At 71.7% G+C, this 26,284-nt stretch carries 24 protein-coding genes; 14 read left to right on the top strand and 10 right to left on the bottom strand.

The features are described 5' to 3' along the window. Nucleotides 1–121 precede the first annotated feature (121 nt). Nucleotides 122–3,385, top strand: coding sequence for a tyrosine-protein kinase domain-containing protein (locus AC1RTC_RS16730; protein ID WP_493157668.1), 3,264 nt, complete (start codon nucleotides 122–124; stop codon nucleotides 3,383–3,385). 180 nt (nucleotides 3,386–3,565) lie between these two features. Here AC1RTC_RS16730 and AC1RTC_RS16725 read toward each other — a convergent pair whose 3' ends face one another. Both AC1RTC_RS16725 and AC1RTC_RS16720 read right to left on the bottom strand, forming a co-directional pair. Further along, nucleotides 3,566–6,085 carry a helix-turn-helix transcriptional regulator gene (locus AC1RTC_RS16725; RefSeq protein WP_493157666.1) on the bottom strand — a complete coding sequence of 840 codons (2,520 nt, stop codon included), beginning with the start codon at nucleotides 6,083–6,085 and terminating at the stop codon, nucleotides 3,566–3,568. 193 nt (nucleotides 6,086–6,278) lie between these two features. Next, on the bottom strand, nucleotides 6,279–6,944 hold the full coding sequence (locus AC1RTC_RS16720) for a hypothetical protein (protein ID WP_493157664.1): 666 nt from the start codon (nucleotides 6,942–6,944) through the stop codon (nucleotides 6,279–6,281). 78 nt (nucleotides 6,945–7,022) lie between these two features. Between AC1RTC_RS16720 and AC1RTC_RS16715 the strand changes: the two genes are divergently transcribed. Then, nucleotides 7,023–7,619, top strand: coding sequence for a GNAT family N-acetyltransferase (locus tag AC1RTC_RS16715; protein ID WP_493157663.1), 597 nt, complete (start codon nucleotides 7,023–7,025; stop codon nucleotides 7,617–7,619). Here the strand turns inward: AC1RTC_RS16715 and AC1RTC_RS16710 are convergent. Next, nucleotides 7,616–8,806: an MFS transporter gene (locus tag AC1RTC_RS16710; RefSeq protein ID WP_493157661.1), complete on the bottom strand. Its 1,191-nt coding sequence runs from the start codon at nucleotides 8,804–8,806 to the stop codon at nucleotides 7,616–7,618. The two genes, AC1RTC_RS16715 and AC1RTC_RS16710, sit on opposite strands and share 4 nt — an antisense overlap. Nucleotides 8,807–8,835: 29 nt before the next feature. On the opposite strand from AC1RTC_RS16710, the gene AC1RTC_RS16705 reads away from it, so the two are divergent. Next, nucleotides 8,836–9,129 (top strand): chorismate mutase, encoded by a 294-nt coding sequence (locus AC1RTC_RS16705; protein WP_493157660.1) that lies wholly within the window; start codon nucleotides 8,836–8,838, stop codon nucleotides 9,127–9,129. Beyond that, nucleotides 9,126–10,031, top strand: coding sequence for an SDR family NAD(P)-dependent oxidoreductase (locus tag AC1RTC_RS16700; protein WP_493157658.1), 906 nt, complete (start codon nucleotides 9,126–9,128; stop codon nucleotides 10,029–10,031). Before AC1RTC_RS16705 ends, AC1RTC_RS16700 begins: the two co-directional genes overlap by 4 nt. A 16-nt stretch (nucleotides 10,032–10,047) precedes the next feature. Here the strand turns inward: AC1RTC_RS16700 and AC1RTC_RS16695 are convergent, their stop codons facing one another. The 5 genes from AC1RTC_RS16695 to purS form a co-directional block, all read right to left on the bottom strand. After that, nucleotides 10,048–10,791, bottom strand: a complete 744-nt coding sequence (locus AC1RTC_RS16695; RefSeq protein WP_493157656.1) for an SDR family NAD(P)-dependent oxidoreductase — start codon at nucleotides 10,789–10,791, stop codon at nucleotides 10,048–10,050. Nucleotides 10,792–10,826: 35 nt separating this feature from the next. Then, nucleotides 10,827–13,124, bottom strand: a complete 2,298-nt coding sequence (gene purL / locus AC1RTC_RS16690) for a phosphoribosylformylglycinamidine synthase subunit PurL (RefSeq protein WP_493157654.1) — start codon at nucleotides 13,122–13,124, stop codon at nucleotides 10,827–10,829. A gap of 126 nt (nucleotides 13,125–13,250) precedes the next feature. Further along, nucleotides 13,251–13,712: a DUF3817 domain-containing protein gene (locus tag AC1RTC_RS16685; RefSeq protein ID WP_493157653.1), complete on the bottom strand. Its 462-nt coding sequence runs from the start codon at nucleotides 13,710–13,712 to the stop codon at nucleotides 13,251–13,253. A 25-nt stretch (nucleotides 13,713–13,737) separates the two neighbouring features. After that, on the bottom strand, nucleotides 13,738–14,436 hold the full coding sequence (purQ, locus tag AC1RTC_RS16680) for a phosphoribosylformylglycinamidine synthase subunit PurQ (protein ID WP_493157651.1): 699 nt from the start codon (nucleotides 14,434–14,436) through the stop codon (nucleotides 13,738–13,740). Beyond that, nucleotides 14,433–14,681: a phosphoribosylformylglycinamidine synthase subunit PurS gene (gene purS / locus AC1RTC_RS16675; protein ID WP_493157649.1), complete on the bottom strand. Its 249-nt coding sequence runs from the start codon at nucleotides 14,679–14,681 to the stop codon at nucleotides 14,433–14,435. The genes purQ and purS overlap by 4 nt, the downstream gene beginning before the upstream one ends. Before the next feature lie 94 nt (nucleotides 14,682–14,775). On the opposite strand from purS, the gene AC1RTC_RS16670 reads away from it, so the two are divergent. The 7 genes from AC1RTC_RS16670 (at nucleotide 14,776) to AC1RTC_RS16640 (ending at nucleotide 22,573) form a co-directional block, all read left to right on the top strand. After that, nucleotides 14,776–15,990, top strand: coding sequence for an MFS transporter (locus AC1RTC_RS16670; protein ID WP_493157648.1), 1,215 nt, complete (start codon nucleotides 14,776–14,778; stop codon nucleotides 15,988–15,990). A 95-nt stretch (nucleotides 15,991–16,085) separates the two neighbouring features. Further along, on the top strand, nucleotides 16,086–17,021 hold the full coding sequence (gene phnD, locus AC1RTC_RS16665; RefSeq protein WP_493157646.1) for a phosphate/phosphite/phosphonate ABC transporter substrate-binding protein: 936 nt from the start codon (nucleotides 16,086–16,088) through the stop codon (nucleotides 17,019–17,021). 24 nt (nucleotides 17,022–17,045) lie between these two features. Beyond that, nucleotides 17,046–17,915 carry a phosphonate ABC transporter ATP-binding protein gene (phnC, locus tag AC1RTC_RS16660; protein WP_493157644.1) on the top strand — a complete coding sequence of 290 codons (870 nt, stop codon included), beginning with the start codon at nucleotides 17,046–17,048 and terminating at the stop codon, nucleotides 17,913–17,915. Then, complete coding sequence (gene phnE / locus AC1RTC_RS16655) at nucleotides 17,912–19,699, top strand: phosphonate ABC transporter, permease protein PhnE (protein ID WP_493157642.1); 1,788 nt, start codon at nucleotides 17,912–17,914, stop codon at nucleotides 19,697–19,699. The genes phnC and phnE overlap by 4 nt, the downstream gene beginning before the upstream one ends. Next, on the top strand, nucleotides 19,696–20,784 hold the full coding sequence (locus AC1RTC_RS16650) for a TIGR03364 family FAD-dependent oxidoreductase (protein ID WP_493157641.1): 1,089 nt from the start codon (nucleotides 19,696–19,698) through the stop codon (nucleotides 20,782–20,784). The genes phnE and AC1RTC_RS16650 overlap by 4 nt, the downstream gene beginning before the upstream one ends. Then, on the top strand, nucleotides 20,781–21,449 hold the full coding sequence (locus AC1RTC_RS16645) for a phosphonatase-like hydrolase (RefSeq protein ID WP_493157639.1): 669 nt from the start codon (nucleotides 20,781–20,783) through the stop codon (nucleotides 21,447–21,449). The genes AC1RTC_RS16650 and AC1RTC_RS16645 overlap by 4 nt, the downstream gene beginning before the upstream one ends. Further along, nucleotides 21,446–22,573, top strand: coding sequence for an alcohol dehydrogenase catalytic domain-containing protein (locus tag AC1RTC_RS16640; RefSeq protein ID WP_493157637.1), 1,128 nt, complete (start codon nucleotides 21,446–21,448; stop codon nucleotides 22,571–22,573). Before AC1RTC_RS16645 ends, AC1RTC_RS16640 begins: the two co-directional genes overlap by 4 nt. Before the next feature lie 158 nt (nucleotides 22,574–22,731). Here the strand turns inward: AC1RTC_RS16640 and AC1RTC_RS16635 are convergent, their stop codons facing one another. Both AC1RTC_RS16635 and AC1RTC_RS16630 read right to left on the bottom strand, forming a co-directional pair. Next, on the bottom strand, nucleotides 22,732–23,325 hold the full coding sequence (locus AC1RTC_RS16635) for a nucleoside/nucleotide kinase family protein (RefSeq protein WP_493157635.1): 594 nt from the start codon (nucleotides 23,323–23,325) through the stop codon (nucleotides 22,732–22,734). Beyond that, nucleotides 23,322–24,050: an SGNH/GDSL hydrolase family protein gene (locus tag AC1RTC_RS16630; RefSeq protein WP_493157633.1), complete on the bottom strand. Its 729-nt coding sequence runs from the start codon at nucleotides 24,048–24,050 to the stop codon at nucleotides 23,322–23,324. The genes AC1RTC_RS16635 and AC1RTC_RS16630 overlap by 4 nt, the downstream gene beginning before the upstream one ends. Nucleotides 24,051–24,097: 47 nt before the next feature. On the opposite strand from AC1RTC_RS16630, the gene AC1RTC_RS16625 reads away from it, so the two are divergent. From AC1RTC_RS16625 to AC1RTC_RS16615, 3 genes are all read left to right on the top strand, one after another. Then, entirely contained in the window at nucleotides 24,098–24,373 is a 276-nt protein-coding gene (locus tag AC1RTC_RS16625; RefSeq protein ID WP_493157631.1) for a hypothetical protein, read from the top strand. A 67-nt stretch (nucleotides 24,374–24,440) separates the two neighbouring features. Then, nucleotides 24,441–25,190: a YidC/Oxa1 family membrane protein insertase gene (locus AC1RTC_RS16620; RefSeq protein ID WP_493157629.1), complete on the top strand. Its 750-nt coding sequence runs from the start codon at nucleotides 24,441–24,443 to the stop codon at nucleotides 25,188–25,190. A 46-nt stretch (nucleotides 25,191–25,236) separates the two neighbouring features. Further along, nucleotides 25,237–26,250, top strand: a complete 1,014-nt coding sequence (locus AC1RTC_RS16615) for a serine hydrolase domain-containing protein (RefSeq protein ID WP_493157628.1) — start codon at nucleotides 25,237–25,239, stop codon at nucleotides 26,248–26,250. Nucleotides 26,251–26,284: the final 34 nt, after the last annotated feature.

Raw genomic sequence — 26,284 nt, 5'->3', positions numbered from 1 at the left:
TTTGGTGGACGCTGATCACGGCGTTCCGTACGCTGGAACCGAGGCCCTCTGTACCCGCATTCGTCCTCCCCAGACTTACCCGCTTTCTGGGAAAAACCCGATACCCGGAGCCATCCACCCAATGGACATCCACGAATACTTCGGCGTGCTGCGCCGTGGCTGGGCACTCGTCGTGCTCGGGCTGCTCGTCGGCATCGCCGGCGGTGTGGCCGCGAACGCCATACAGCCGCGCACGTACGCGGCGACCTCGCGGGAGATCCTGACCAACAGCGAGGCCACGGGCGACCTCACGCAGTCCCTTCAGGCGTCGAACCTCGCCGAGGGGCGCATCGCCTCGTACGTCCTCGTCGCCACGAGCGGGCTCGTGCTCCAGCCGGTGATCGACGAGCTCAAGCTCGACATGACCGTGCAGGAGCTCGCGGGGCACCTGGCCGTCGTCGCCCCGCCGAGCACCCTCATCGTCGAGATCACCGCGACGGCCGCCACCCCCGAGCTCGCGAAGTCCATCGCGAACACCGTCTCGGCCGTCTTCAGCGACGTGGTCGAGAACCAGATCGAGAACGCGACGAGTCCGACGGTCGGGGCGACTGACCCCGGCACGGATGCCGCGCCCGACACTCCGGCGACCGCGCCGGTCCGTATCGTCAACATCGAGCACGCGTCGCTGCCGACCGCCCCCACCTTCTCCAACGCGCCGCTGCTGCTCGCCGTGGGGGCGATCCTCGGCCTCGCTCTCGGCCTCGTGGGGGCGTCGTTGCGCGAGACGCTCGACCGCAGGATCCGAGGGCGCAAGGACGTCGCCGCCGTCACCGAGCGGCCCGTCCTCGGGCAGATCCGCCCCGACCGTGCGGTGAGGGCCAGCCCCATCGTCATGCACACGAGCTCGCAGAGCGCTATTGCGGAGTCGTTCCGCGGCCTGCGGGCGAGCGTCGAGCACGTGCGCTCGCGCGACGGGATCAGCACCTTCGTCATCACCGCGATGGCGCCCCGGCAGGGGGCATCCCTGGTCGCAGCCAATCTGGCGCTCGCCATCGCCGACACCGCGACCACCGTCGTCGTGGTCGACGCCAACCTGCAGGCGCCCCATCAGGCGGAGATCTTCGACGTCGACGCGGGCCCCGGCCTCACCGACCTCCTGACCACGAAGATCAGCCTCGACGAGGTCATCGCCGCCGGGCCGAGCGAGAACATCTGGGTCGTGCCGATCGGCTCGCGGCGCGCGAAGTCCGCCGACCTCCTGGCCACCCCGCGCATGCGCGCACTGATCGCCGAGCTGCAGTCCCGCTTCGACGTGGTCATCATCGACACCCCCGCCATCAGCACGGCGACGGATGCCACAGTCCTCGGCTCCTCGGGCGCCGCGACGCTGCTCGTGGTCGCCGAGGGCACGGCCACCCGGCCCGGCCTCGCCGAGGCTCTGGGCGCGCTTGCCGCCGGCGGCAGCATCCCGGCGGGAATCGTCCTCAACCAGATCCCGCGCAGCACCCGCGGCGCGCGCCCGGAGGCTCCCGCCGCCGTGCGGACGTCGCGCCGCGTGACCGGGGCCGCCGTGCTCGCGCCGCGGGCTGCGGGTGCGCCGGTCGCGGTGGTGGCGCCGGTTGCGACCGCGCCGGTTGCTCCTGCGCCGGTCGAGGTCCCCCAGGCTGCGACCGTTGTGGTGCCGCCCGTGGCCGTGGAGCCCGCCGAGCCTGCGGCCGTCGAACCAGTCGCCGACGAGGCCGCCGCTCCGGCAGCTGCTGCACCGGCTGCACCGGCCGCCCCGTCGCGCCCCGTGAAGGGCCCCAGAACCAGCAAGACCGCGGCTCCGGCCGTGGCCGGCGTCCCGGCAACCGTGCCGCTCGCGCCGCCCGTCCCCGTGGAGGAGAAAGTGCTCGAGATCGCCCCGCCCGCCGTCGAGTCGACGTCGAACCGCGCCGCCGCCCGCGCCGCGCGGGTTGCTGCGAAGGCCGCGGCCCGAGCCGCTGCATCCCGGCCCGCCCAGCCTGTCTCGCGCTTCGCGCCCAAGCCGCCGGTCGCGGTCGACGCCGCCGAGTCTGCTGCGGCGGCCGAGCGCCGGTCGTGGCCCGCGCCGATCATCGACTCGGTCCCGGTGCTCGAGCCGGTCGACGAGAGCTCGAACTCCGTGATCGACGTGCCGCGCGGTGACACGGGCGAGCGCGTGAGCCTGCTCGCCCCCCAGCCCGGCGACCCCACCCCCGAGGAGCTCGCGGAGATCGTCGCCAATCAGTTCAAGGATGATGTCGTGTACGAGATCCCCGCCGAGACGTTCGGAAGCTTCCACCTGGTCGACGCGGACGCGTTCGCCGCGGTCGACAACGAGCCGACGATCCTCCCGCCGTTCCGGCACACCGAGCCCGAGATGGCTCCCGGTACCCTCATCGTCGACCCCGTCGACCCGATCGCGACGTTCAGGGCGCCGGCGCCCCTCACCGAGGAGAACGCGGCGTTCGTCATCGACCTCCTCGCCGATGAGCCCGTGTACGACCAGCCGCGCTTCGAGGACTGGGCCGTGGCGGCGCCCGCGGAGCCCGAGCCGTCGTCCGAAGCCGAAGCCGAGGAGCACGAGACCGAGCCCGAGTTCGACGCCTCCGTGTACGACCTGTCGGGCCGGCCCGCGGCCGAGGACGCCGCGGTCGAGCCGGCCGAGTACGACGCGCCGGTGTACGAGGTTCCCGTGGTCGACGCCCCCGTCTTCGAGGTGCCGGTGATCGACGCCCCGGTGTACGAGACGCCGGTGTACGAGGTGCCCGTCTACGAGGCTCCGGTGTACGCGATGCCGATCGTCGATGCCGCGCCCGCCCCCGAGGCGCAGAGCCCCGAGGCCCAGAGCCCGGCCGCTCAGAGCCCGGCGCCCGAGGAGCTCGCGCCTGTCGAGCCGATCTCCGAGGCGACCGACCCCCGCCAGTTCATCGCGCCGGCGTCGTGGCCGGTGCCGCGCCTCGTCGCGGACTGGCCCGCCGCCCCCGAGCAGCGCGCGGCCGCCGAGGAGACAGTGGAGGCCGCGCAGGCCGAGACGGCGCACGCTGAGGCAGTGCAGGCAGTGCAGGCAGTGCAGGCAGTGCAGGCAGTGCAGGCCGAGCCGGCCGAGCCCGCTGCCGCGCCCCAGCCCGAGCAGGAGCCCGTCGACGAGGACACCCAGATCGCCCCGATCCTGGCTCGCGTCACCGCGCTGCCCACCCGCGAGCGCCTCGCCCGGGAGAGCTACCTGCTCAAGTCGCGCGAGCTCGAGCGTGCGGCGCAGGAGCGCCTCCGCTACGAGCAGGAGCGGCTCGAGGCGCGCATCCGCGAGCAGCTCGAAGCCGATCGCCGCCAGCTGGCCGGCAAGCTCGACGAGCTACTGGAGGACACCGTGATGATGCCGCGCAAGGTGGGCGACGGCTCCTAGCCACTCCAACCAGCCTCGAGTTCGCAGCCAACCCGTACTGGAGCGAGGTCTGGAGCACTCGGAGCCGCTGCAGGAGGAGGGCGCTCGCTCTCAACTGCAGGTGGGTCTGGCAGGCGCGTCCGAAGGACCGCGCGGGAAGCAGTTGAGCGCGAGCGCCCTCCTCCTGCAGCCCCCGAAGTACTAGGCCGAGCGGGAGTCCTGGTCGAGCAGCCCCAGCTCCGCCGCCACCAGCAGCGCCTCCGTGCGCGTGGAGACGTTGAGCTTGCGGTAGATGCTGCGCAGCTGCGCCTTCACCGTGTTGCTCGCGACGAACAGCTTCTTCGCGACCTGCTCGACGGTCGCACCCGGGTCGAGCGCGCGGAGCACGACGAGCTCCCGCTCGCTGAGCGCGCCCGCGACCGCCTGGTACGGGGCGAGGTAGCTCGTGCCGGTGAGCTCGTGGCGGGAGACGAAGGCGGCGGCATCCGGGTGCAGCGCCGTCAGCGCCTCGAGGGTCTCCTGCGGCAGGAGCCGGAACGGCACGATGACTCCCGACTTCTCGGACTGCTTGATGGCGCGCAGCAGGGACGCCGTGGCATCCGCGTCCCGTCCGAGCGCGAGCTCGGTCGCGGCACGCAGCACGGCGAGGTCCAACTGGCCGTAGCGCTCGGTGCGCCCGCGGGCCTGGCCCTCGAGAATGAAGAGGAGCGCGTGCTTCGGGTTGGCGGCGAGGAGGGCGAGCCGGGCGCGGGAGACGGCGATCCACGTGCTGCGGGCCGGCACCTTCTCGAGGGCGGTCTCGGCGCGGGAGAGCTGCCCGAGGATGATCGCGAGGTCGGCGGCGTCGCTCGTGAGCAGCAGCTGCGCGGTGGAGCCCTCGACCAGGCGGTCGCCGTGCTCGGCCCAGGTGCGGTCGAGGTCGGCGTCGGTCTCGACCGGGTCGCCCCAGTACAGTCCGTAGCGGTTCTCGGCGTGGGCGGCGAACGCCCAGAACTCGTCGTCGGCGCGCGCGGCGCTGAGCAGCGAGAGCCAGTGCCGGGCATCCCGGGCGTCAAGCCGGCCGATGGAGACGAGGGCGCGCGCGACGAGGCCTGCGGTGCTCGCGGTGCGGCCGTCGAGGGTGCTGAGCCAGTTGGTGGCGTGCTCGGCCTCGCCTTCGAGCGCACGGACGAGCGCGATGGCCTCGGCGGCGCGGTCGGCGGCGGCGAGGCTGCCCTGCGAGAGGCCGTAGCTGGTGGTGAAGCTCTCGCGGGCGCCCACGAGGTCGAGGGCGAGGAGCCGCGTCATCCCGGACTGGTAGTGCGCCTCGGTGAGGGTGGTCGCGGGACGGGCGGCGAGGTCGTCGTCACTGGCGAGGAGGGCATCCAGCGACTGTGCGGCCTCGAGCGCCGCGGGCAGGTCGCCTTTCAGGCGGAACACGATGGTCTTGATGATGTAGACGTGCAGCTGGTCCCAGGCGGACATCGTCTTGGGCAGTCGCGCGAACGTGCCGGCGGCACGGCGGGCCATGGAGACCCAGGCCTGCGCGAGGCCCTCGCGGGGCTGCCAGCCGAGCTCGAGCGAGAGCGTGAAGCGCGGGTTGTCGTCGCGCACCTTGCGGGGCATGGCGAGGATCGCGTTGTGCAGCTGCAGCGGCTGCTCCGAGATCATGCGGAACATGATGCCGTCGAGCACGTCCACGACCGCGTCCCAGTCTTCGGCGGCGGCGAAGTGCTCGACGGCCTCGAACGGCTCGTCGGCCTCGGCGAAGTAGCGCCCCACGGTCGAGCTCAGCTCGCGGGCGAGGGCGGGGTGCCTCAGCCGCAGCTCGGCGAGGAGCAGGCGGCGCAGCACGGGGTCCATGCGGTAGCGGGTGGTGGATGCCCCCTGCTCCCGCCGCACGAGGCGGGCCTGTGCCACGCGGTCGAGCTGGAGGGCGGAGTCCGGCGCGACGAGGCCGAGGGTCCGCGACGTGAGCGCGGAGGGGACGGCCAGGCGCAGGGCGCCGTCGATCGCGGCATCCCGGCTTCCCCGCAGTCGCACTTCGAGCTGGTGCTGGCTCTCCTCGAGGAGGTAGGCGACGGGGTCGTCCTGGTCCTCGATGTCCTCGACGCTGAGCGACGCGATCACGGAGGGCAGGAGGTCGGGCAGGCTGAGCGGCGAGTGCGAGAGGGCGGTCGCCTGCTCGGCGGAGAGGTCGAGGCCGAAGATGGCGGCGCAGCGGCGCACCCCGCCGGCGTCGAGCACCAGGTCGGAGGGCGCGATGACGAGGGCATCGTGGTCGGCGCGGCCGAGCCCCTCGAACATTCGGCGGCCGGAGCACAGGCCGGCGAGGGAGAGCTTGGGCGCGTCGGCGAGCAGGCCGAGCAGCTGGGTGTCGAAGATCGAGCTAGCGCCGGGCGTCAGCGTCACCACGAGCAGCAGCGGGTAGGCGAGCGACTTGGTGTACTTGGCGATCGCGGTCAGGGGGTCGCCGGAGAGGGCCTTGCCGGATGCCGCGGCGAGGGCCGCGCGGATGGCCTCCCAGGCGGCGTCGTCCCCCGATTCCTCCGGCAGGTCGACCCACACGGTGTCGCGCGGGGCGGTGTCGGAGGCGAGCACGGACGCGAGCAGGGCGCGGGCCGGGACGAGCGGCAGGTCGGGCACGACGGTGACGCGGCGGTCGGCCGGCGGGGCGGCGAGGGCGGTCGGCGCGAGCAGCGCAGACGTCGCGGGGACGCCAAAACGTTGTGGGTGCTGCATCCGGACTCCTTGAGGGCACGGCATCACCTCGGCCACTCACGGCACCGCGGTACTCGGGTTTGCGGGTTAACGAACGTCGCTTCGGAACGACTAGTCCATTAACCCGTTCTTTCACCCGCAGCCGGAAGCCCCTATTGGGGTGTCTTGAGGGTGATCTCGGGGTGGTGTGGTGTACCCCGGCGACCACCCCCGCTCAGCCCGCGGCGACCGCCGCGAACCAGACCCCCGCGACCCAGTAGCCGAGCAGCGCGCACCCCGCGGAGACCGCCAGGGCGAGAAGCCAGTGCCCTGCGTTCGGGCGGACGGCCCCCTCCGGGTTCGGCGTCCGGGGAGACATCAGCGAGCGGCGGGCGCGGTCGCCCTCGTAGAACTGGGCTCCGTTCGCCGCGCGCTGGCCGAGGAGGACCCGCTGGGGGCTCCCGCGGAACTCGAGCACGAGCGGGACGAGGCCCATGAGCTCGAAGACCACGCCGATGACCAGGCCGACCGAGTCGCCGCTGCTGATGAAGGCGGCGAGGAAGGCACCGCCGAGGCCGCAGAACAGGATGGGCCACGCCCACGTGGTGACCGGGGTGCCGAAGCCGCGGGCGAAGAACGCGCCGATCGCGACCGAGAAGAGGCCCAGGAAGATGCTCGCCGGGGCGAAGACGGCGACGGAGTCAGGGCACTCGACCGCGATCTCGTAGGGGCCGCCGCTCGCGCACGAGCCGCCGAGGGCCATGACGGAGAACGACACCTGGAAGAGGAGGGTGAACGAGAGCACGAATCCGAACCACGAGACGGCGGACCCGAGGATGCGCGTGATCGGGGCATCGCGCCAGGTGGTGGCCGGCGCTGCCGGGTAGTAGGAGGAGGTCATGCAGGAACTCTAGGGACGGCGCATCCGCTGCACGAGGCCTTTTCGGAGGATTGAGTAGCGCCCCGCGATAATTGAGCAATGCCAGCTACCCGCCCGCCGCGCCGTGTCCTTGAGGGACGGTTCATCCGTCTCGCCCCTCTGGAGGAGGAGCACCTGCCCGCCCTGTTCCGGGCGATCGGCAAGCCGGAGGTCTTCGCGGGCGGCTACGGCGGGGGCCCTGCGGGGTACCGCGCCACCGAGGCGGAGTTCGTGGAGTTCGCGCACGGCTACTACGGGTTCCTCGCGCACAACGTCTACGGCGTGTGGCAGGACGGCACGCTCGTCGGCACCAGCACGCTGGGCGACTTCGACGAGGTGAACGAGCACACCCACATCGGGTGGACCGCCTACTCTCCCGACGTGTGGGCCGGCCCCGTGAATCCCGAGGCGAAGCTGCTCCTGCTCACGGAGGCGTTCGACCACGGCTTCAACCGCGTCAAGCTGCAGGCGGATGCCCTCAACGAGCGGTCGCGGGCGGCAATCCTGAAGCTGGGCGCCCAGTTCGAGGGCGTGCTGCGCAACACCAACCGCCGCGCGGACGGCACCTGGCGCGACACCGCGGTGTACTCGATCCTCGCTGCCGAGTGGCCCGGCGTGCGCGCAGGGCTGGAGGAGCGGCTGCGGCGGTTCGGCTAGTCCAGCTTCCGCAGCGCCGGGGTGGTGAGCGCGTACGCGACGCACAGCCCCCACGCGATGGCGCTGGCCGCCGCACCCCACTGCACGTCGGCGTGCTGCACGAGGAATCCCGCCATCAGCGCCCCCAGGGGGAACGCGGCCAGGTAGCCCGCGTTCTGCAGGCCGAGCACGCGGCCGCGAGCCGACTCCGGCACCCGCTCGGCGATCAGCACCGGGATCATCGGGTTCACCAGCCCGAAGCCGAGGCCGACGAGCACGGCGGATGCCACGATCACCCCCGCCACGGGCGCCACCGCGAACCCGCACAGCCCGGCGAGCGACAGCAGCAGCGCGACGACGAGGATCCCGCGCCGCGGCACGCGCAGCACCCCGTACGCGAGCGAGCCGCCGATGAGCCCCACCGCGAAGACGCTCAGGGTGAGCCCGAGCAGCACGGGCTGGCCGAGGCGCTGGAACACGACCGGTAGCACTACGGCCTGCAGCGGGCTGATCGCGAACACGGAGCCCACCGCGAGCAGCGTCGTGGCGAGGGCGACCGGGCTGGTGCGGAGGATCGTGAAGCCCGCCCGAATCCCACTGCGCGCCTCGACGTCGGCCGGCGCCCGCCCCAGCGCGCGCGGCAGGGCGATCGTCAGCGCGGCGGCGAGCACGGAGCATCCGGCGGTCAGCAGCAGCACCGCGGCGGGCGGCAGCGCGGCGAGGGCGAGGCCGGCGAGCGCCGGCCCCGCGAGGAACGACGCCCCGAACAGAGCCTGCCGGATGCCCGACGCCCGGTCGACCGTGATGCCGGCGATCTCGGCGATCTCCGGCAGCATCGCCTGCCGCGCCGTGATGCCCGGGACGTCGAACAGCGCGCCCACCACCCCGAGCGCGATGAACCAGCCGATCGAGAGGCCGAGCGTGCTGTCGACGACGAAGAGGAGGGTGACCGAGACGGCGCTGCCGACATCGGCGACGATCGTCATCGTTCGTCGGCCGAGGCGGTCGACGAGGGAGCCGCCCCACACGGCGGCGAGGAGGGCGGGAGCCGCGGTCGCGGCGGCGACGATGCCCGCCGCCGAGGCATCCCCGGTGCGCAGGAGCACCAGCCACGGGAGGGTCAGGCCGATCGCGGCGTTGCCGAGCAGGGAGGTGGCGTCGGCGGCGAAGTAGAGCACCACCGCGCGTCCGCGCCCTCGCAACTGCATGCGGCTCAGCCTGCCGTAGATTTGGCTGCATGGACGAACTCACGGGTCTGCGGCAGAGCATCGACAACATCGACGCGGCCCTCATCCACCTGCTCGCGGAGCGGTTCAAGTTCACGCAGCAGGTCGGGCGCCTCAAGGCCGCGACCGGGCTGCCGCCGAGTGATCCGGAGCGCGAGAAGGTGCAGATCGCGCGCCTCCGGGCGCTCGCCGAGGACGCGCACCTCGACCCGGCGTTCGCCGAGAAGTTCCTGAACTTCATCGTCGCGGAGGTCATCCACCACCACGAGCAGATCGCCTCCACCGGCACGATCGACCTGCCGTGAACTGGGACCCGCGCGCCCTCCCCTCCCAGTCCGGCAAGACGTTCGTCGTCACCGGCGCCGGCCGCGGCGTGGGCTACTTCGTCGCCGAGCAGCTGGCGACCGCCGGCGCCCGCGTGATCCTCACGACGCGCGGCGAGACCACGGCCCTCGACTCGATCCGCTCCCGGGTGCCCGGTGCGTCGGTCGAGCAGGTGACGCTCGAGCTCGGGTCGCTCGCGTCGATCAGGCAGGCGGCCGCCGACCTGGCGGCGCTCGGCCCGATCGACGTGCTCATCAACAACGCGGGCAAGACCGGCGGCGCGCGCCAGCGGGAGACCACCGCCGACGGCCTCGAGATCATGGTCGGCACCAACGCCTACGGGCCGTTCGCACTCACCGCACTGCTGTTCCCCGCGGTGACGGGCAGGATCGTCAACCTCGGCAGCCTCTCCACCCGGCTGGCGAAGGCCGACCTGGGCGACGTCGAGCAGTCCGCCGGGAAGTACTCGCTCTCCCGCGCGTACGCGTACTCGAAGCACGGCGTGCACGCCTTCGCCCTCGAGCTCGACCGGCGCCTCCGGGCCTCGGGCAGCGGCGTCCGCTCCCTCCTCGCCCACCCGGGCTTCGCGCTCGACGGTAGCGCGTCGGCGCGGCCCGGCATCACCGACCGCAACTCCGCGGGGCAGCGGTTCGCCGAGCGGCTGATGCGCCCGGTCGCCCACGGAAAGGACCGCGGTGCCTGGCCCGTCGTGCGCGCGGCGATCGACCCGGATGCCGCGGGCGGCGAGTTCTACGGACCCTCCCGCTCGGTCACCGGCCCGCCCGTGCTCGCCAAGCCCGTGCCGCAGAGCGCCGACCCCGCGTTCGGCGCCGAGTTCTGGCGGCTCGCGGAGCAGGCGACGGGCGTGGCGTTCGACATCTAGCCCGACGGCAGCGGGGCTACTGCGGGGCCATCCTCAGTGCGCCGTCCATGCGGATGGTCTCGCCGTTGAGGTAGTCGTGGTCCGCGAGCATCAGGACGAGCTGCGCGTACTCGTCCGGCCGCGCGAGGCGGGGCGGGAACGGGACGCTCGCCGAGAGGCTCTCCACCACCGCGTCGCCGAGCGCCGTGAGCAGGGGGGTGAGGACGATGCCGGGAGCGATGGTGTTGACCCGGATGCCGTACCGGGCCAGGTCGCGGGCTGCGGGCAGCGTCATCCCGACGATCGCGCCCTTGGACGCCGCATAGGCGACCTGCCCGATCTGCCCCTCGTAGGCGGCGACGGACGCCGTGTTGACGATGAGCCCGCGGGCGCCGTCGGCGAGGGGCTCGTTGCCGGCCATGGCCTCGGCCGCGAGTCGGAGGACGTTGAACGTGCCGACGAGGTTGACGTCGATCGTGCGGCGGAAAGTCGCGAGGTCGTGCACACCCTTCGACGAGAGGACGCGCACGGCGGGGGCGATGCCCGCGCAGTTGACCACGAGGCGCAGCGGGGACTCGAGCTGCGCGAGCGCTGCCGACACCTGCTCCTCGTCGGTGACGTCGGCGGTGATGTAGCGGATGCGCGGGTCGGTCGCGCCCGACGGTGCGGAGAGGTCGAGGCCGAGAACGCCGACACCGCGCTCGGCGAGGGCGTGCGCGGTGGCCGCGCCGAGACCGGAGGCGGCGCCGGTGACGAGGGCGGTCGAGCCAGTCAGATCCATCGTGCGGTCCTCTCTCGCAATCGCTGCGGGCGTGGTCAGTGCCCGATGACGTCCCCGAAGTGCGCGGACATCGTGCCGCGGTGCACGCGGCTGAGCTCCTCGACCGGGATCGTGAAGCGGTCCTGCACCTCCAGGACGCCGCTGTTCTCGGTCACGCCGATGCGGAGGAACTCGTAGCCGCGGCCCTCGCACAGCCCCTGGAAGCGCACGTCGTCCTCGCGCGGCACGCTCACGAGCATCCGGCCGGTCGACTCGCTGAACAGGGCGGCGGTCGCGTCGATGCCGTCGCGCTGCATGAGCTCGGTGATCCACACCCGTGCGCCGATGCCGAACCGCAGCACCGCCTCGGCGAGGGCCTGGGCCAGGCCGCCGTCGGCGAGGTCGTGGGCGGATGCCGCGAGACTCTGCTCCCCGGCGGCGGCGAGCAGCCCCGCCAGGCGCAGCTCCGCGTCGAGGTCCACGACGGGCGGGACCCCGCCGAGGTGGTCGTGGATCGTGCCGGCCCACGCCGAGCCGTCGAGCTCGTCCTTCGTGGTGCCGAGCAGGTAGATGTTGTTGCCCTCGTCCTGCCAGCCGGACGGGATGCGCTTGGCCACGTCGTCGATCACGCCGAGCACGGCGACCACCGGGGTCGGATGGATGGGCACGTCGCCGGTCTGGTTGTAGAAGGAGACGTTGCCGCCCGTCACGGGGATCTCGAGGGCGAGGCATCCGTCGGCCAGTCCCTCGACGGCCTTCGAGAACTGCCACATGACCTCGGGGTTCTCGGGGCTGCCGAAGTTGAGGCAGTCGGAGACGGCGACCGGGGTTGCTCCCGTGGCGGCCACGTTGCGGAACGCCTCCGCGAGCGCGAGCTGCGCGCCGCGGTACGGGTCGAGCTGGCAGTAGCGGCCGTTGGCGTCGGTCGCGACGGCGAAGCCGAGGCCGCTCTCCTCGTCGACGCGGACCATTCCGCCGTCGTCGGGGAAGCTGAGCGCCGTGTTGCCGAGGACGTACTTGTCGTACTGGTTCGTGATCCAGCTCTTGTCGCTGAGGTTGGGGGAGCCGAGCAGGGCGAGCAGCTCCCCGCGCAGGTCCTCGCTGCGAGGCAGGCGGGCGGAGGTGTCGGCCTGCAGCGCGTCGATCCAGGCCGGGTAGGCGACGGGGCGGTCGTACACCGGTCCGTCGACGGCGACCGTGCGCGGTTCGACGTTGACGATCTCCTCACCTCGCCAGTTGATGACGAGGCGGCCGGTGTCGGTCACTTCGCCGAGCACGGAGGTCTCGACATCCCACTTCTTCACCACCGCGAGGAAGCCGTCGAGCTTCTCGGGCGTGACGATCGCCATCATGCGCTCCTGGCTCTCCGACATGAGGATCTCCTCGGCCGTGAGCGTGGGGTCGCGCAGGAGGACCTTCTCGAGGTCGATGAACATGCCGCCGTCGCCGTTGGAGGCGAGCTCGGAGGTGGCGCAGCTGATGCCCGCGGCGCCCAGGTCCTGGATGCCCTCCACGAGGCCCAGCTGGAACAGCTCGAGGCAGCACTCGATGAGCACCTTCTCGGCGAAGGGGTCGCCCACCTGCACGGCGGGGCGCTTGGTCGGGCCTCCGGCCGAGAACGAGTCGGAGGCGAGGATGCTCGCGCCGCCGATCCCGTCGCCGCCGGTGCGCGCGCCGAACAGCACGACCTTGTTGCCCACGCCGCGGGCGTTGGCGAGGTGCAGGTCCTCGTGGCGGAGAACGCCGACCGCGAGCGCGTTCACGAGCGGGTTGGCCTGGTACACGGAGTCGAAGTAGGTCTCGCCGCCGATGTTCGGCAGGCCGAGGCAGTTGCCGTAGAACGAGATGCCCGAGACCACGCCGTGAACGACGCGGGCGGTGTCGGGGTCGTCGATGTCGCCGAAGCGCAGGGCGTCCATGACCGCGACGGGCCGCGCGCCCATGCTGATGATGTCGCGGACGATGCCGCCGACGCCGGTCGCGGCGCCCTGGAACGGCTCGATGAAGCTCGGGTGGTTGTGGCTCTCGATCTTGAAGGTGACGGCCCAGCCCTCGCCGACGTCGACCACGCCCGCGTTCTCCCCCATGCCGACCATGAGGTTCTTCTTCATCTTCTCGGAGACCTTCTGCCCGAACTGGCGCAGGTAGGGCTTGGAGCTCTTGTACGAGCAGTGCTCGCTCCACATCACGGAGTACATCGCGAGCTCGCCGCTCGTGGGGCGGCGGCCGAGGATCTCCCTGATCTTGAGGTACTCGTCCTCCTTGAGGCCGAGCGCCGCGTAGGGCTGGACCTTCTCGGGAGTTGCTGCGGCGTTCGCAACGGTGTCGGGAACGGCGGGGGTGGTGATGGTCACGAGACTCCAAGAAGGGTGGCCGGATGCCCCAATTCTACGCGAGCGGGTCGCCCTCGCCCGTGCGGAGGTTTTGACACCATGCGCTTGCCGAAACCTCCGCGCGGGGTCGAAACCTCCGCGCGGACGCTACTTGCCCCCGGGCGGCCCCAGGATCAGGAGCACCGTGAACAGCACCGCGACGGCAACGACCACCAGCAGGACCAGGATCACGGGGTTGCGCAGGAACCACCGCATCGTGCGGTCGATCCAGCCCGCGTCGCGGGGGTCGTCCGTCGACTCGCGCCGCCACGGGCCGTCGAGGCGCCGGGTGCGGTCGAGCCAGAGCTCCATCGGCACCGTCGCGTAGGGGACGATCGCGCTGGCGATCGCCAGCACGGCGACTCCGGGCTTCCAGCGCTGGTTGACCGCGAGCAGGATGGCGGTCGCGCCGTAGGAGAGGAAGACGAACCCGTGGATGCCGCCGGCGATCGTCACAGCGGGGGCGAACCCGGTGGCGGCGCGGGTGATGAGCGCGGCGATGAGCAGGGTCCACGTGACGGCCTCGGCGATGGCGAGGGCGCGGAACAGGGAGCGCGGGGTGGAGAGCATCCGGGTCCTTCCGGGGCGGGGCTGACTACGCGGAGAGCAGGGCCGCGAGCGCGCTCGTGAAGAACCGCAGCCCGTCGGTGCCGGAGCGCATGGCGTCGGGCATGTCCGGTCCGAAGCCGGGCTCGGTCGCGTGCTCGGGGTGGGGCATGAGGCCGACCACGTTGCCGCGCTCGTTGGAGACGCCGGCGATGTCGTTCATCGAGCCGTTCGGGTTCACGTCGACGTAGCGGAACACGACCTGGCCGTTGCCCTCGATGCGCTCGATCTCGGCAGCGTCCGCGACGAAGCGCCCGTCGGCGTTCTTGAGCGGGATCACGATCTCGTCGCCGGCGCTGAACTCGTTGGTCCAGGCGGTGGAGGCGTTCTCCACGCGCAGCTTCTGGTCGCGGCGGATGAATTGCTGGTGGGCGTTGCGCGTGTGGGCGCCCGGCAGCAGCCGTGCCTCGGAGAGCATCTGGAATCCGTTGCAGATTCCCAGTACCGGGATGCCCTTGCCGGCGGCCTCGATGACCTCCGCCATGATCGGCGCGTGCGACGCGATGGCGCCCGCGCGCAGGTAGTCCCCGTAGCTGAAGCCGCCCGGCAGCACCACGGCGTCGACGCCCTCGAGCGAGTGGTCCCCGTGCCAGAGCGCGACGGGGGTGGCGCCGACGAGGCGGATGGCGCGCTGCGCGTCCCGGTCGTCGAGCGAGCCGGGGAAGGTGATGACCCCGATGCGGGTCATGAGGCCACCGTGATGGACACCACGTCCTCGATCACCGTGTTCGCGAGCATGTCCTCGGCGATCTCGCGCACCTCGGCGAGCAGCGCGTCGTCCACGGTGCCGTCGACGGTGAGCTCGAAGCGCTTGCCGATGCGCACGGCGCTGAACTGGTTCTTGCCGAGCCGGGCAAGAGCTCCGGCGACGGCCTTGCCCTGCGGGTCGAGGATCTCGGCCTTGGGCATGACCTCGACGACGATGATGGGCACGGAAGACTCCCGGGGGTTTCGTGGCTGGAACGTCGCCAGTCTACCGGGAGTGGCGGAGCGGCCCGGCAGAGGCACTAGTGTGGACACTGTGAACATGAGCGCGCAGGGCCGCACCGTCGCGGTGCTGGTCACCGGCCAGATCCTCGCGGGCCTCGGGCAGGGGGCAACCCTCTCCATCGGCGCGGTGCTCGCGGTCGCGGTCTCGGGCTCTGAGGCTTGGGCGGGCGCCGGGGCTACTCTCACGACGCTCGGGTCGGCAGCCGCCGCCATTCCGCTGGCCCGGCTCGCCGTTGCGAAGGGCCGCCGCCCGGCTCTCGCCCTGGGCGCGCTGACGGCGGCCTGCGGGTCGGTTGTGGCAGTCACGGCGGCCGCGATCCATCTCTTCCCCCTGCTCCTGCTCGGCTTCGCCCTGCTGGGCGTCGGCTCCGCTGTCGGCCTGCAGGCGCGCTTCGCGGCGACGGATGCCGCGGAGCCGGCCCGTCGCGGTCGCGACCTGTCGATCGTGGTGTGGTCTACGACGATCGGGGCCATCGTCGGGCCCAACCTGTTCGGGCCGGGCGCCGTGATCGGCGCAGCCCTCGGCCTGCCCGAGCTCACCGGCTCGTTCGTGATCGCGATAGTCGCCCAGCTCCTCGCGGCGGCGACCTACTTCGTCCTCCTGCGCCCCGACCCGCTGGTGCTCGCGCAGAGCAGGCCCGTGCTGCCCGCACCGATCGCCGACGCCGGTATCGTCAGGGCCCGCAGCACGCTCGTCTTCGCGATCGTGGCGCTCGGGCTCAGCCACGCCACCATGGTCTCGGTCATGTCGATGACTCCGGTGCACCTCACCGACCACGGCGCATCCCTGGTGATCGTCGGCTTCACGATCAGCCTGCATGTCGCCGGGATGTTCGGGCTCTCCCCCCTCTTCGGCTGGGCCAGCGACCGACTGGGGCGCATCCAGGTGCTGCTGATGGGCCAGCTGCTGTTCATCGTCTCGATCTTCGTCACCGCGCTCGGCGAGGCGAACAACGCGCTCGTTGCTGTCGGCCTCGTGCTGCTCGGCCTCGGCTGGAGCGCGTCGACGGTCTCGGCATCCGCCCTCATCTCCGATCTCGTCACGGGGTCGGAGCGGGTGCGCATCCAGGGCCGCAGCGACCTCGTGATGAACATCGCGGGCGCGGTGGGCGGCGCGGCGGCGGGCCCCGTCCTGGCCGTGATCGGCTACGCGGGCCTGGCGTGGGCCGTCGGCATCCTCGTGCTCGGAGTTATCGGCGGGGCGACAGCGGTAAGCCAGCGCGAGCGCCGTTCCGCGTTCGGCTCCCGTTAACCCTCCGCTGGATTCGCGGTCACGCGCCGCTCCTACCGTCAGGGGAGTCCTGTATGACGCCGGCGTGCCCGGCACTACGAAAGGCTCATCCCCTCATGAACCGCATTTCACAGCGCCTGCTGGGAGTCGGCACCGCCGCGCTCCTGCTCGCCGGCCTCGCCGCCTGTGCCGGCACCCCCGCCGGCTCCGAGACCCCCGCCGCCGACGCGGGCACCTTCGCCTCGGGCGATGACACGAAGCTCGTCTTCGGCGTCGTCCCCGACACCGAGTCCACCCAGAACAACTGGGAGCCGCTCGGCGACTACATCAGCATCATCACCGGCAAGGACGTCGAGTTCTTCGAGGCAGCCGACTACACCGCCCTCATCGAGGCCGCGATCGCCGGCAAGATCGACGTCGCCGCGTTCTCGGGCTTCACCTACTACAACGCGGTCAAGAACGGCGCGGAGATCACCCCGTTCGCCGGCCAGCTGACCGGTGACCTCACCGACCCCGGCTACTACTCCGTCGCGATCGCGAACCCGAGCGCGGGCATCTCCAAGCTCGAGGACTTCAAGGGCAAGAGCATCTGCTTCGTCTCCGAGACGTCCACGTCGGGCTACCTGTTCCCGAGCAAGGCGCTCCTCGAGGCGGGCGTCGACCCCGCCGCCGACGTCACCCCCGTCTTCGCGGGCAAGCACGACGCCTCCGCCGAGAAGGTCGCCGCCGGCACCGAGTGCGTCGCCGGCTTCGCCGAGGACGCGGTTGCCGACCCGATGATCGCCTCCGGCAAGGTCGTCGAGATCAGCCGCGAGCTGGTGCCCGGTGCGCCGATCGTCTACTCGAACGCCCTTCCGCAGTCGGTCATCGACGTCCTCGTCGACAAGCTCTCCGAGACGACCATGGACGACATGATCGCCGCGGGCGTCAAGGTCGCTGACAAGGATGCCGCCAAGGAGTGGTTCGCCGGGACCAAGCCGGTCGACGACTCCTACTACGACCAGATCCGGGACCTCTGCAAGGAGCTCCCCTCGGTCGAGTCCTGCCAGTAGCAGCACGCGGAACGGATATCTGACATGACGGTCAGCGACACCCTCGTAGTCGAGATCACCGACCTGGGAAAGCAGTACCCCGGTGCGGATGACCCGGCCCTCTCGGGGGTGTCGCTGACCGTCGCCCGTGGCGAAGTCGTGGTGCTCCTGGGCCTCTCCGGCTCCGGGAAGTCCACCCTCCTGCGCCACATCGACGGCCTGGAGCTGCCGACGAGCGGAGCGGTCCGCGCGCTCGACCAGGACGTGCCCGCCCTCCGCGGGCGGGAGCTGCGCGCCCTGCGCGGCCGCATCGGCTTCATCTTCCAGCAGTTCGAGATCGTGGGCCCGCTCACGGTTCTCGAGAACGTGCTGACCGGGGCCCTGTCGCGCATCCGCGGCCCGCGCGTCGGCGTCTGGTCCTACTCTCGCGAGCTGCGCCTCAAGGCCCTCGCACACCTCGACCGCGTCGGCCTCCTCGAGCGGGCGTACCAGCGCGCCGACACCCTCTCCGGCGGCCAGCAGCAGCGCGTGGCCATCGCCCGCGCCCTGATGCAGGACCCCGAGATCCTCCTCGCCGACGAGCCCGTCGCCTCCCTCGACCCGGAGTCGAGCGGCCAGGTCATGGCCCTCATCCGCGAGATCGCCGCCGAGCGCGGCCTCACCGTCGTGTGCAGCCTCCACCAGGTGGACCTCGCCCTGGGCTGGGGCGACCGCATCGTCGGTCTGCGCGCCGGCAGGGTCGTGCTGGATGTCGCGACCGAGGGCCTCTCTCGCGACCAGGTCATGGAGATCTACGGCCGCGTCGCGACGACCACGTCAGAGCTGCAGGTGATCGAGCAGGAGCTCGCCGAGGTGCGCGACGCGATGCTGTCCGAGGAGCTGCAGAAGGAGCGCCGCGACGAGGACGCGCGGTGACGGTTCAGGATGCCACGGCGCTCGACAAGCGCCTCGCCGGGGTGACCCGCCCGAGGCCGAGGGCGGCGACCGTCGTCTCGGTCGTCACCCTCCTCGCCCTGCTGGTGCTCGGCGTCTGGTCCTTCGGCGGCCTGGGCTTCTCGCTCGCCTCGATCATCGACAGCCTCGACAACATCCCGCAGTTCATCGCCCGCACCGTGCCGTTCGCGTGGCCGGGCTGGCACTACGACCGCGCGAGCGCGACGCTCGTCTCCGACGGCTGGGCCCCGGTCGGCGAGTTCGTCGGCGCGATCTTCATGACCCTCGGCATCGTGATCGCGGGCACGTTCCTGGCCTTCCTCGTGTCGATCCCGATCGCGTACGGCGCAGCGCGCAACACGACCCCGAATCCCACGGTCATGGTCGTCTGCCGCGCGCTCGGGATCGTCGCCCGCGCGATCCCGGCGGTCGCCTTCGCGAGCATCTTCGTGTTCCTCTTCGCCCTCGGCCCGCTGCCCGGGGTGCTGGCGTTCTTCTTCCACTCCATCGGCATGATCTCGAAGATGATGGCCGATGCCATCGAGCAGATCGACGAGGGTCCCCGGCTGGCGATCCGCTCCACAGGCGGCTCGAAGGCGCAGGAGTTCTGGTCGGGAGTGGTTCCGCAGGCGCTTCCCGCGTGGATCGCGGTAGGCCTGCACCGCGCCGACATCAACCTGCGTGAAACCGTCATTCTCGGTTACGTCGGTGTCGCGGGTCTCGGCCTCGAGCTGTCGAACTCCATCCACGCGCTCAACTACCGCCGCGCCTTCCCGCTCGCGATCACGATCATCGTGCTGTGCATCCTGTTCGAGATCGTCTCGTCCATGGTCCGCTCGCGGCTCCTGGGAGTGCGGCCGACGGGCAAGGGCATCGGAGACACCCTGGTGCGGGCGGCGGCCCGACGGTCACCGCGGTTCGCGGCATCCATCGAGAAGCCGGGCGTGACCACCGACCGGGCGGCGGCGATACAGGCGGCGATGAGCCGGCCGTGGACCGGCGAGCGCCTTGCCTCGCGCATCGCGATCTGGGCCGCGGTGATCGTGGTCGTGGGCAGCTTCATCGCTGCGCAGGCCCGCTGGACCGACCTCTTCACCTTCTGGGGCAACCTGCCGATCCTCCTCGACAAAGACAACCTGTGGCCGCCCACGTTCGGCATCTACACGAACGAGCAGGTGTTCCAGGCGATCCTCGTGACGTTCCAGGTGGCCTTCGCCGCGACGCTCATGTCCGCGGTGCTGTCGATCGTCGTCGGCTCGTTCGCCGCGCGGAACGTCGCCCCCAACCGCTACGTGCGAAACGGATTCCGCGGCCAGCTGCTCGTGATCCGCGGCGTGCCCGAGCTCATCCTGGCCATCCTCTTCGTCATCGTCACGGGCCTCGGCGCGCAGGCCGGAACGCTCGCCCTCGCGATCGGCGGCGTCGGCCTCCTCGGCAAGCTCATCGCCGACTCGCTCGAGGAGGTGCCGAACGGGCCCGAGCGCGCGATCAGCGCCGTCGGAGGCACCCGCACCCAGGTGTACTTCGCCTCCACCCTGCCCATGAGCATCCCGGCGTTCGTCGGCCACCTGCTGTACCTGCTCGAGCAGAACGTGCGCGCGGCGACCCTGCTCGGCATCGTGGGCGGCGGCGGCATCGGCCTCTACCTGTACGACTCGCTGCGCGTCTCGAAGTACGACCAGGTGACGGCGTTCCTGCTGCTGATCATCGTCCTCGTCCTCGTCATCGAGGGCATCGCCGTGTTCATCCGCAAGGCGCTCAAGTGACCCGCGACTACGATCTCGCCGTCGTCGGCGCGGGCATCGTCGGCCTTGCCCACGCGTACGCCGCCCACCGGCGCGGCCTCCGGGTCGTGGTCGTGGAGCGGTCGACCGCGATCAGGGGGTCGACTGTGCGCAACTTCGGGCACGTCGGCACCGGGATGCACGTGGGCGTCGCTCGCGAGTACGCGGAGCGCGCCCGCGAGCTGTGGATCGACCTCGCGGCCGAGGCGGGCTTCTGGCTCCGCGACGGAGGAGCGCTCCTGGTCGCCCGCGCGGACGACGAGCTCGCCGTGCTGGAGGAGTCTGGGGTCGGGACTGTGCTCACGGCGGCGCAGGTCGACGCACCGGTGGTCGGTGCCGTCGGCGGCCTGCACAGCCCGCTCGACCTCCAGGTCGACCCGCGCGAGGCCGGGCCCGCGATCGCGCGGCACCTCGAGGCGCGCGGCGTCGAGTTCCGCTGGCGCACGACCGCCCTCGGCGTCGAGAGCGGCGTCGTGCACACGAGTCGCGGCGAGATCCGCGCGCAGGCCGTGGTCGTGGCCACGAACTTCGACGTCGACCAGCTCTACCCCGAGCTCGCCGAACTGCACGGCGTGCTGCGCTGCAGCCTCGACATGCTGCTCGCGGAGGGCGTCGGCCTGGGCATCCCGCTGCTCACCGGCTCGTCGATGCTGCGCTACTCGGCGTTCGCGTCGACGGCGGCCGCGGTCGGGATGCGCGCCCGCTACGAGCGCGAGCACCCCGAGTTCATCGAGCGGGACATCAACCAGATGTACACCGAGCGGCCGGACGGCACCCTCGTCGTCGGCGACACCCACGTGCGCGGCACCGCGGTCTCGCCGTTCCAGGACGAGGAGTCGTTCGCCGTGCTCGAGCGCATCACCGCAGAGCTCTTCGGGCGGCCCGTGCGGGTGCGCGAGCGCTGGCAGGGCGTCTACGCCTCGGCGCCAGAGGACTTCCTCATCGAGGCACCCGCGGACGGCGTCCGGGTCGTCGCGGTGACCACCGGCATCGGAATGACCACGGGCCTCGGGCTCGGGGACTCCGTCGTGACTCAATTGTTCGGCAACCCAGGAGGAGCATCATGACCACCGCACACTACGAGCTCGTTGTGCTCGACATGGCAGGGACCACCGTCGTCGATGACGGACTTGTCGAGGGCGCGTTCGCCCGCGCGTGGGACCGCGTGCGCGCGACCGACGAGGGCCGCGAGGAGGCGATCGCCCACGTGCGCGCGACCATGGGCCAGTCGAAGATCGCCGTGTTCCGTGCGATCGCCGACGAGGAGACCGCACAGGCGCTCAACGCCGCCTTCGAGGACTCCCTGCGCCAGCTCATCGACGAGGGCAGGTGCGAGGCCATCCCCGGTGCCGAGGACACCATCGCCGTCCTGCGCGAGCGAGGCCTGAAGATCGCCTTCACTACCGGGTTCTCCCGCCCGACCACCGACGCGATCCTCGCCGTGCTCGGCTGGACCGACCTCGTGGACGTCGTCCTCACGCCCGCCGACGCCGGCCGGGGCCGCCCCGCGCCCGACCTCGCGCTCACGGCCCTCATCCGCACCGGGACGAGCGCCGTGTCGGCGATGATCGTCGTGGGCGACACCGAGTCCGACGCGGCCAGCGGCCGTGCGGCGGGCGCGGGCCTCGTCGTCGGCGTGCTCACCGGCTCGCGCGACGAGGAGTCGCTGCGCGCCGCCGGTGCCGACGAGGTCATCGCGAGCATCGTCGACCTCCCCGCACTGCTGCCGTGACCGTCGCGGCGACCGTGCGCCCCACCGCTCGAGTGAGCGGTGACATGTACGCGCTCGCCTTCCGGGGCACCGGACTGCCGTTCGAGCAGATCGCCGTGCCCGACGTCGTCCTGCACCACGGCGAGGCCCTCGTCGCGATCGAGCTCGCCACGATCTGCGGCTCCGACCTGCACACCATCGACGGGGCCCGGCACGCCGACACCCCGCTCGTCCTCGGGCACGAGCAGGTCGGCCGGGTCGTTGCACTCGGGCCCGGCCGGGCGCCGCGGACCGTGGACGGCCGCGCCGTCACCGTCGGCATGCGCGTGGTCTGGGGAGTGGCCGTCGACTGCGGCCGCTGCCGCTACTGCCGCCTCGGGCTCCCGCAGAAGTGCGCCACGCTGCGCAAGTACGGGCACGAGCGCATGCAGCGGGGGTGGGAGCTCTCGGGCGGCTTCGCGAGCCACGCGCACCTGCTGGCGCGCACGCCGATCGTCGCGGTCGCGGAGGACCTGCCCGCCACCCTGCTCGCCCCAGCCTCGTGCGCCACGGCGACGGTCATGGCCGCGCTCGCGGCGGCGGAGGGCATCCGCCGCCTCGCCGGCAGCGTGGTCGCCATCTCAGGCTGCGGGATGCTCGGACTCACCGCGATCGCCGCGGCCGCCGCCCGGGGCGCCACGGTGATCGCGAGCGACCCCGACACCGACCGCCGTGCAGACGCGCGCGCCTTCGGTGCAGCCGCTGTCGCCGACGGGACTCTCGAGGGCTGGCGCGCGGCGTTCCGCGAGGTTCCCGCCGCGCGGCACGGCTACGGCGCGGCGCTCGACCTCTCCGGCGCGCCGGCCGCGGTGCAGGGGCTGCTCGAGCTCGGCGACATCGGCGCGGTGCTCGTCCTGGTCGGCAGCGTCTTCCCGGCCGGCCGCGTGACCGTCGACCCCGAGACCGTGGTGCGGCGGATGCTCACGGTCCGCGGTGTGCACAACTACGCCCCCGAGCACCTGCTCGAGGCGGTGCGGTTCCTCGAGGGCGCCGACGCGGCGGCGTTCGCCGGGCTTGTCGGGCCGGTGCATCCCCTCGCCGACATCGGCCTCGCGCTCGCCGCCGCCCGCTCGCACGTGTCCGCGAGGACCGGCCTGGCGGGTTGAGTAGCGCGCCCTGGCGCGCGTATCGAAACCAGCCGTACGAGGTTTCGATACGGGCGCTAGAGCGCCCTACTCAACCGGCCTTACCGGGTTTCGATACGGGCGCTAGGGCGCCCTACTCAACCGGCCTTACCGGGTTTCGATACGGGCGCTAGGGCGCCCTACTCAACCAGCCGGATCACGTGGTCGGCGAGGCCCGCGGTCTCGGCGACGAGGAGCGCGTTGCGCTCGTCCGGTCCGAGGGACCAGGCGCGCGCGGCATCCGGGCTCTTGCCGAAGCGGACGTGGCGCGCGATCAGCCGCTCGACCCGCACGTCGTGGTCGACCTCCACGACGAACGTCACGTCGAGCAGCTCGCGCACCGCCGGCCAGTGCAGCAGGTAGTTCCCCTCGACCACCACGGTGCGAAATGCAGGAGATATCGCGATCGCGCCGGGCACTGGCTCCTCGATCTCGCGGTTGAAGCCCGGAGCGAGCACCGTGTCTCCTGCATTTCGTACCCGGGTGAGGGCCGCCACGAACCCGTCCACGTCGAAGGTGTCGGGCGCGCCCATCCGCTCGCGGCGGCCGAGCTCCACGAGCCGGGCCTGCGGGAGGTGGAATCCGTCCATCGGCAGCAGCACCGCACTCGGCAGCGCGCCGGCGAGCGCCTCCGCGATCGTGGACTTGCCCGCGCCGGGCGGCCCCGCGATGCCCACGAGAGACCGGCCGCTCGGTATCGCCTCGAGAACCTCGGCGATCGAGGTGAGGATCACAGCACGCCCGCCGCGGCCGCGTCCTCGATGGCGAACTCCGCCCAGTCGCGGTACCCGCTGGCGCTCGGGTGGAACAGGTCGGCCGCGAAGAACCCGGGCGTGTACTCGGGCGGCGGCGGCGACATGTGCACGCCCGGGGTGGTGGCGACTATCGCCCGCGCCTCGTCCTCGAGGCTGCGCGAGTGCAGGTAGAGGTTCCACCGCAGCGGGTTGGGCAGCAGCTCGAACTGCCCGAACGCGGGCAGCGACGACACGAGCACGAGCGGGCTCACCTCCCGGAGGCGGGTCAGCAGATTCCGGATGTCGCGCCCGAACGCCCGGCGCGAGCGCAGACCGAGGGCATCGTTGGCCCCGATGGAGAGGAACACGATGTCGACGGGCTCGGACGTGGCGTCGCTCAGGTAGTCCGAGATGAGGTCACGGGAGGTCGCGCCGTTCCGGCCCAGAGCGCGCCAGGCTACCCCGCGGCCCGTGCGGGCGGCGAGCTCCCGTGCCAGGTTGCCCGGCAGGGCCTCGTCCTGGGTCGCGGCGCCCACGCCAGCAACAGTGGAGTCGCCGAGCAGCAGAAGCCGCAGCGGCTCGGGCCCCGTGAGCTCTCCGTGCCAGGGCTGTGCGGCATCCGGCAGCCTCGGGGTGTCCCGCCGCAGCCGACGACCCTGCACGACGAGCACGGGAGCGGCGGGCACCATGGCCAGCCGGCTCGCCCGCCGCAGCACAGACTTCATCCCGTCAGAGTATCGACCGCCGACGGCGTCGGGGGTAGCGTCGAGGCGTGGGCATTCTGATGGAACGTGCCGCCGCGCTCGCGGCCGTGCTGTTCCTCGCGCTCGCGCTCACCACGGAGCCCGCCGCCATCGTCGCGGCCGTGGCCACCGTGGTGCTCCTCACCGCCATGGCGGCCCTGGTTGTCGGCTCGCGCGAGGTGACGGTCGGCTCCCGGGCGCACGCGCACCGCGAGGCGATGACGAGCCTGCCCGCGCCGGCACACCCGTCCACCGCGGGACGCCCGCGCACCCGAGCCCCTTCGACGGCGGTACCGGCCACCTAGTCCGCTCGAAAGCCGATGCGGCGTGGCCAGATGCCACCCCCATCCCTACTTTCGAAGGACTCTTCCTGTGGACCTCTTTGCCTTTCCTCCTCTCGCCGCCCTGCTCCACCTCGTCTACTCGCTCGTGGGCGGCCTCGCCGCGCTCGTAACCCCCTTGGCCGGTTCCGCGGCCGCCGCGCTCGCGGTCGTCGTGCTCACCCTCGTCGTCCGAACGCTCCTCATCCCCGTCTCCATCTCGCAGGTGAAGGCCGAGTGGCACCGCCGGCGGATCGCGCCCAAGCTGAAGGCGCTGCAGGACAGGTACAAGGCGAAGCCGCAGGTGCTCCAGGAGAAGACGATGGCCCTGTACAAGGCGGAGAACGTGTCGCCGTTCGCGGGCTTCCTGCCGACGCTGCTGCAGGCGCCCGTCGTGTCCCTGGTGTACGCGCTGTTCCTGCATCCGACCATCGCGGGCGAGCCGAACACGCTGCTCACAGCTCAGCTCGGGCCGGTCACTCTCGGCAGCTCCGCCTTCACGGCGGGCTGGCCGGGAGTGCTCGTCTTCCTCGCCCTTTTCGCCGTGATGTCCGTGGTGGCGTGGCTCTCGCGGCGCACCGCCCAGCGGCTCGCGCTGCCCGGCACGGATACCACGGGGCTCCTGCCGCGGATCCTGAGCTGGCTGCCCTTCATCAGCGTGGTGTTCGCCGCCTTCGTCCCCCTCGCGGCGGCGCTCTACCTCGCCACCACCACCGCGTGGACCCTCGTCGAGCGCGCCCTCCTGCGCCGGCGCTACTGGGGCGACCCCGGAGTCGCCGGAGCGGTGGCTCAGGCCGGTTGACCTGGCCGCCCGCGGCCGTATCGAAACCCTTGGATAAACTCCCGGCATGGATACCACCGGCCTCGACGCCTTCCTCGACGACAACGACTTCACGGGGGTCGTGCTGGTGAAGGAGGGCAATCGCACCGTGTACGAGGCGGCCCGCGGCCTCGCGACCAGGCGCTGGGGCATCCCGAACGCACTCGACACCCGCTTCGACACCGCCTCGATCACGAAGCTGTTCACCAGCGTCGCCGTGCTCCAGCAGGTGGCGAAGGGGAACCTCGACCTCGAGACGTCGATCCACCACTACGTCGACCTCGAGGGCACCACGATCGGCACCGACGTGACCCTCCTCCACCTCCTCACCCACACGAGCGGCATCGCCGACGACGCGGACGAGGAGGCGGGGGAGTCGTACGAGGATCTCTTCATACAGACACCCAACTACTCCCTGATCGAGACCAAGGACTACCTCCCGCAGTTCGCTCACAAGCCCCCGCTCGCCAAGGCTGGGGAGGACTGCCGCTACTGCAACGTCGGCTACATACTTGCGGGGCTGGCCCTGGAGAAGGTGACCGGGATGCCCTATCGCCAGTACGTCTTCGACGAGGTGTTCACGCGGTCGGGCATGAACGACTCGGGCTTCTACGACCGCCGCGACGCCGCACCGCGGGTCGCCGAGGGCTGGGACCGGGATGCCGACGGCACCTGGTTCCAGAACATCTACAGCTACCCGCCCATCGGTAGCCCGGCGGACGGCGCCCATGTCACCGCCGCCGATCTCGTGCGCTTCCTGCAGGCCGTCCGCAACGGCGAGCTGCTCGACGCCGAGCACACCGAGGAGTTCTTCGTGCCTCAGGTCGAGCACGACGAGGAGACCATGTACGGCTTCGGCCTCGAGTTCGACATGAACGAGGACGGCACGGTGCGCTCGTACTACAAGGACGGTGTGAACGTCGGCGCCTCGGGCATCGTGCGCCACTACCTCGAGGAGGGACTGGACATCGCGGTGCTCTCGAACAACGAGGACGCGGCGTGGCCCGTGGTCCGCGAGATCGACGAGCGGCTCGGGGGTTAGAGCAGAGAAGCTGCCTCTGGCGCTACGGTGCCGT

Source organism: Rhodoglobus sp. GW821-FHT12B09, assembly GCF_058809925.1.
This window is presented reverse-complemented; position numbering and strand designations above follow the sequence as displayed.

What these genes read in the sequence shown, in the direction of transcription:
- AC1RTC_RS16705 (WP_493157660.1), top strand. Translation starts at nt 8,836, where the DNA reads ATGGACGAACTCACGGGTCTGCGGCAGAGCATCGACAACATCGACGCG.
- phnD (WP_493157646.1), top strand. Translation starts at nt 16,086, where the DNA reads ATGAACCGCATTTCACAGCGCCTGCTGGGAGTCGGCACCGCCGCGCTC.
- AC1RTC_RS16630 (WP_493157633.1), bottom strand. Translation starts at nt 24,050, where the DNA reads ATGAAGTCTGTGCTGCGGCGGGCGAGCCGGCTGGCCATGGTGCCCGCC.
- AC1RTC_RS16685 (WP_493157653.1), bottom strand. Translation starts at nt 13,712, where the DNA reads ATGCTCTCCACCCCGCGCTCCCTGTTCCGCGCCCTCGCCATCGCCGAG.
- AC1RTC_RS16720 (WP_493157664.1), bottom strand. Translation starts at nt 6,944, where the DNA reads ATGACCTCCTCCTACTACCCGGCAGCGCCGGCCACCACCTGGCGCGAT.
- AC1RTC_RS16615 (WP_493157628.1), top strand. Translation starts at nt 25,237, where the DNA reads ATGGATACCACCGGCCTCGACGCCTTCCTCGACGACAACGACTTCACG.
- AC1RTC_RS16730 (WP_493157668.1), top strand. Translation starts at nt 122, where the DNA reads ATGGACATCCACGAATACTTCGGCGTGCTGCGCCGTGGCTGGGCACTC.
- AC1RTC_RS16645 (WP_493157639.1), top strand. Translation starts at nt 20,781, where the DNA reads ATGACCACCGCACACTACGAGCTCGTTGTGCTCGACATGGCAGGGACC.
- phnC (WP_493157644.1), top strand. Translation starts at nt 17,046, where the DNA reads ATGACGGTCAGCGACACCCTCGTAGTCGAGATCACCGACCTGGGAAAG.
- AC1RTC_RS16670 (WP_493157648.1), top strand. Translation starts at nt 14,776, where the DNA reads ATGAGCGCGCAGGGCCGCACCGTCGCGGTGCTGGTCACCGGCCAGATC.
- AC1RTC_RS16715 (WP_493157663.1), top strand. Translation starts at nt 7,023, where the DNA reads ATGCCAGCTACCCGCCCGCCGCGCCGTGTCCTTGAGGGACGGTTCATC.
- AC1RTC_RS16725 (WP_493157666.1), bottom strand. Translation starts at nt 6,085, where the DNA reads ATGCAGCACCCACAACGTTTTGGCGTCCCCGCGACGTCTGCGCTGCTC.
- purQ (WP_493157651.1), bottom strand. Translation starts at nt 14,436, where the DNA reads ATGACCCGCATCGGGGTCATCACCTTCCCCGGCTCGCTCGACGACCGG.
- AC1RTC_RS16710 (WP_493157661.1), bottom strand. Translation starts at nt 8,806, where the DNA reads ATGCAGTTGCGAGGGCGCGGACGCGCGGTGGTGCTCTACTTCGCCGCC.
- AC1RTC_RS16695 (WP_493157656.1), bottom strand. Translation starts at nt 10,791, where the DNA reads ATGGATCTGACTGGCTCGACCGCCCTCGTCACCGGCGCCGCCTCCGGT.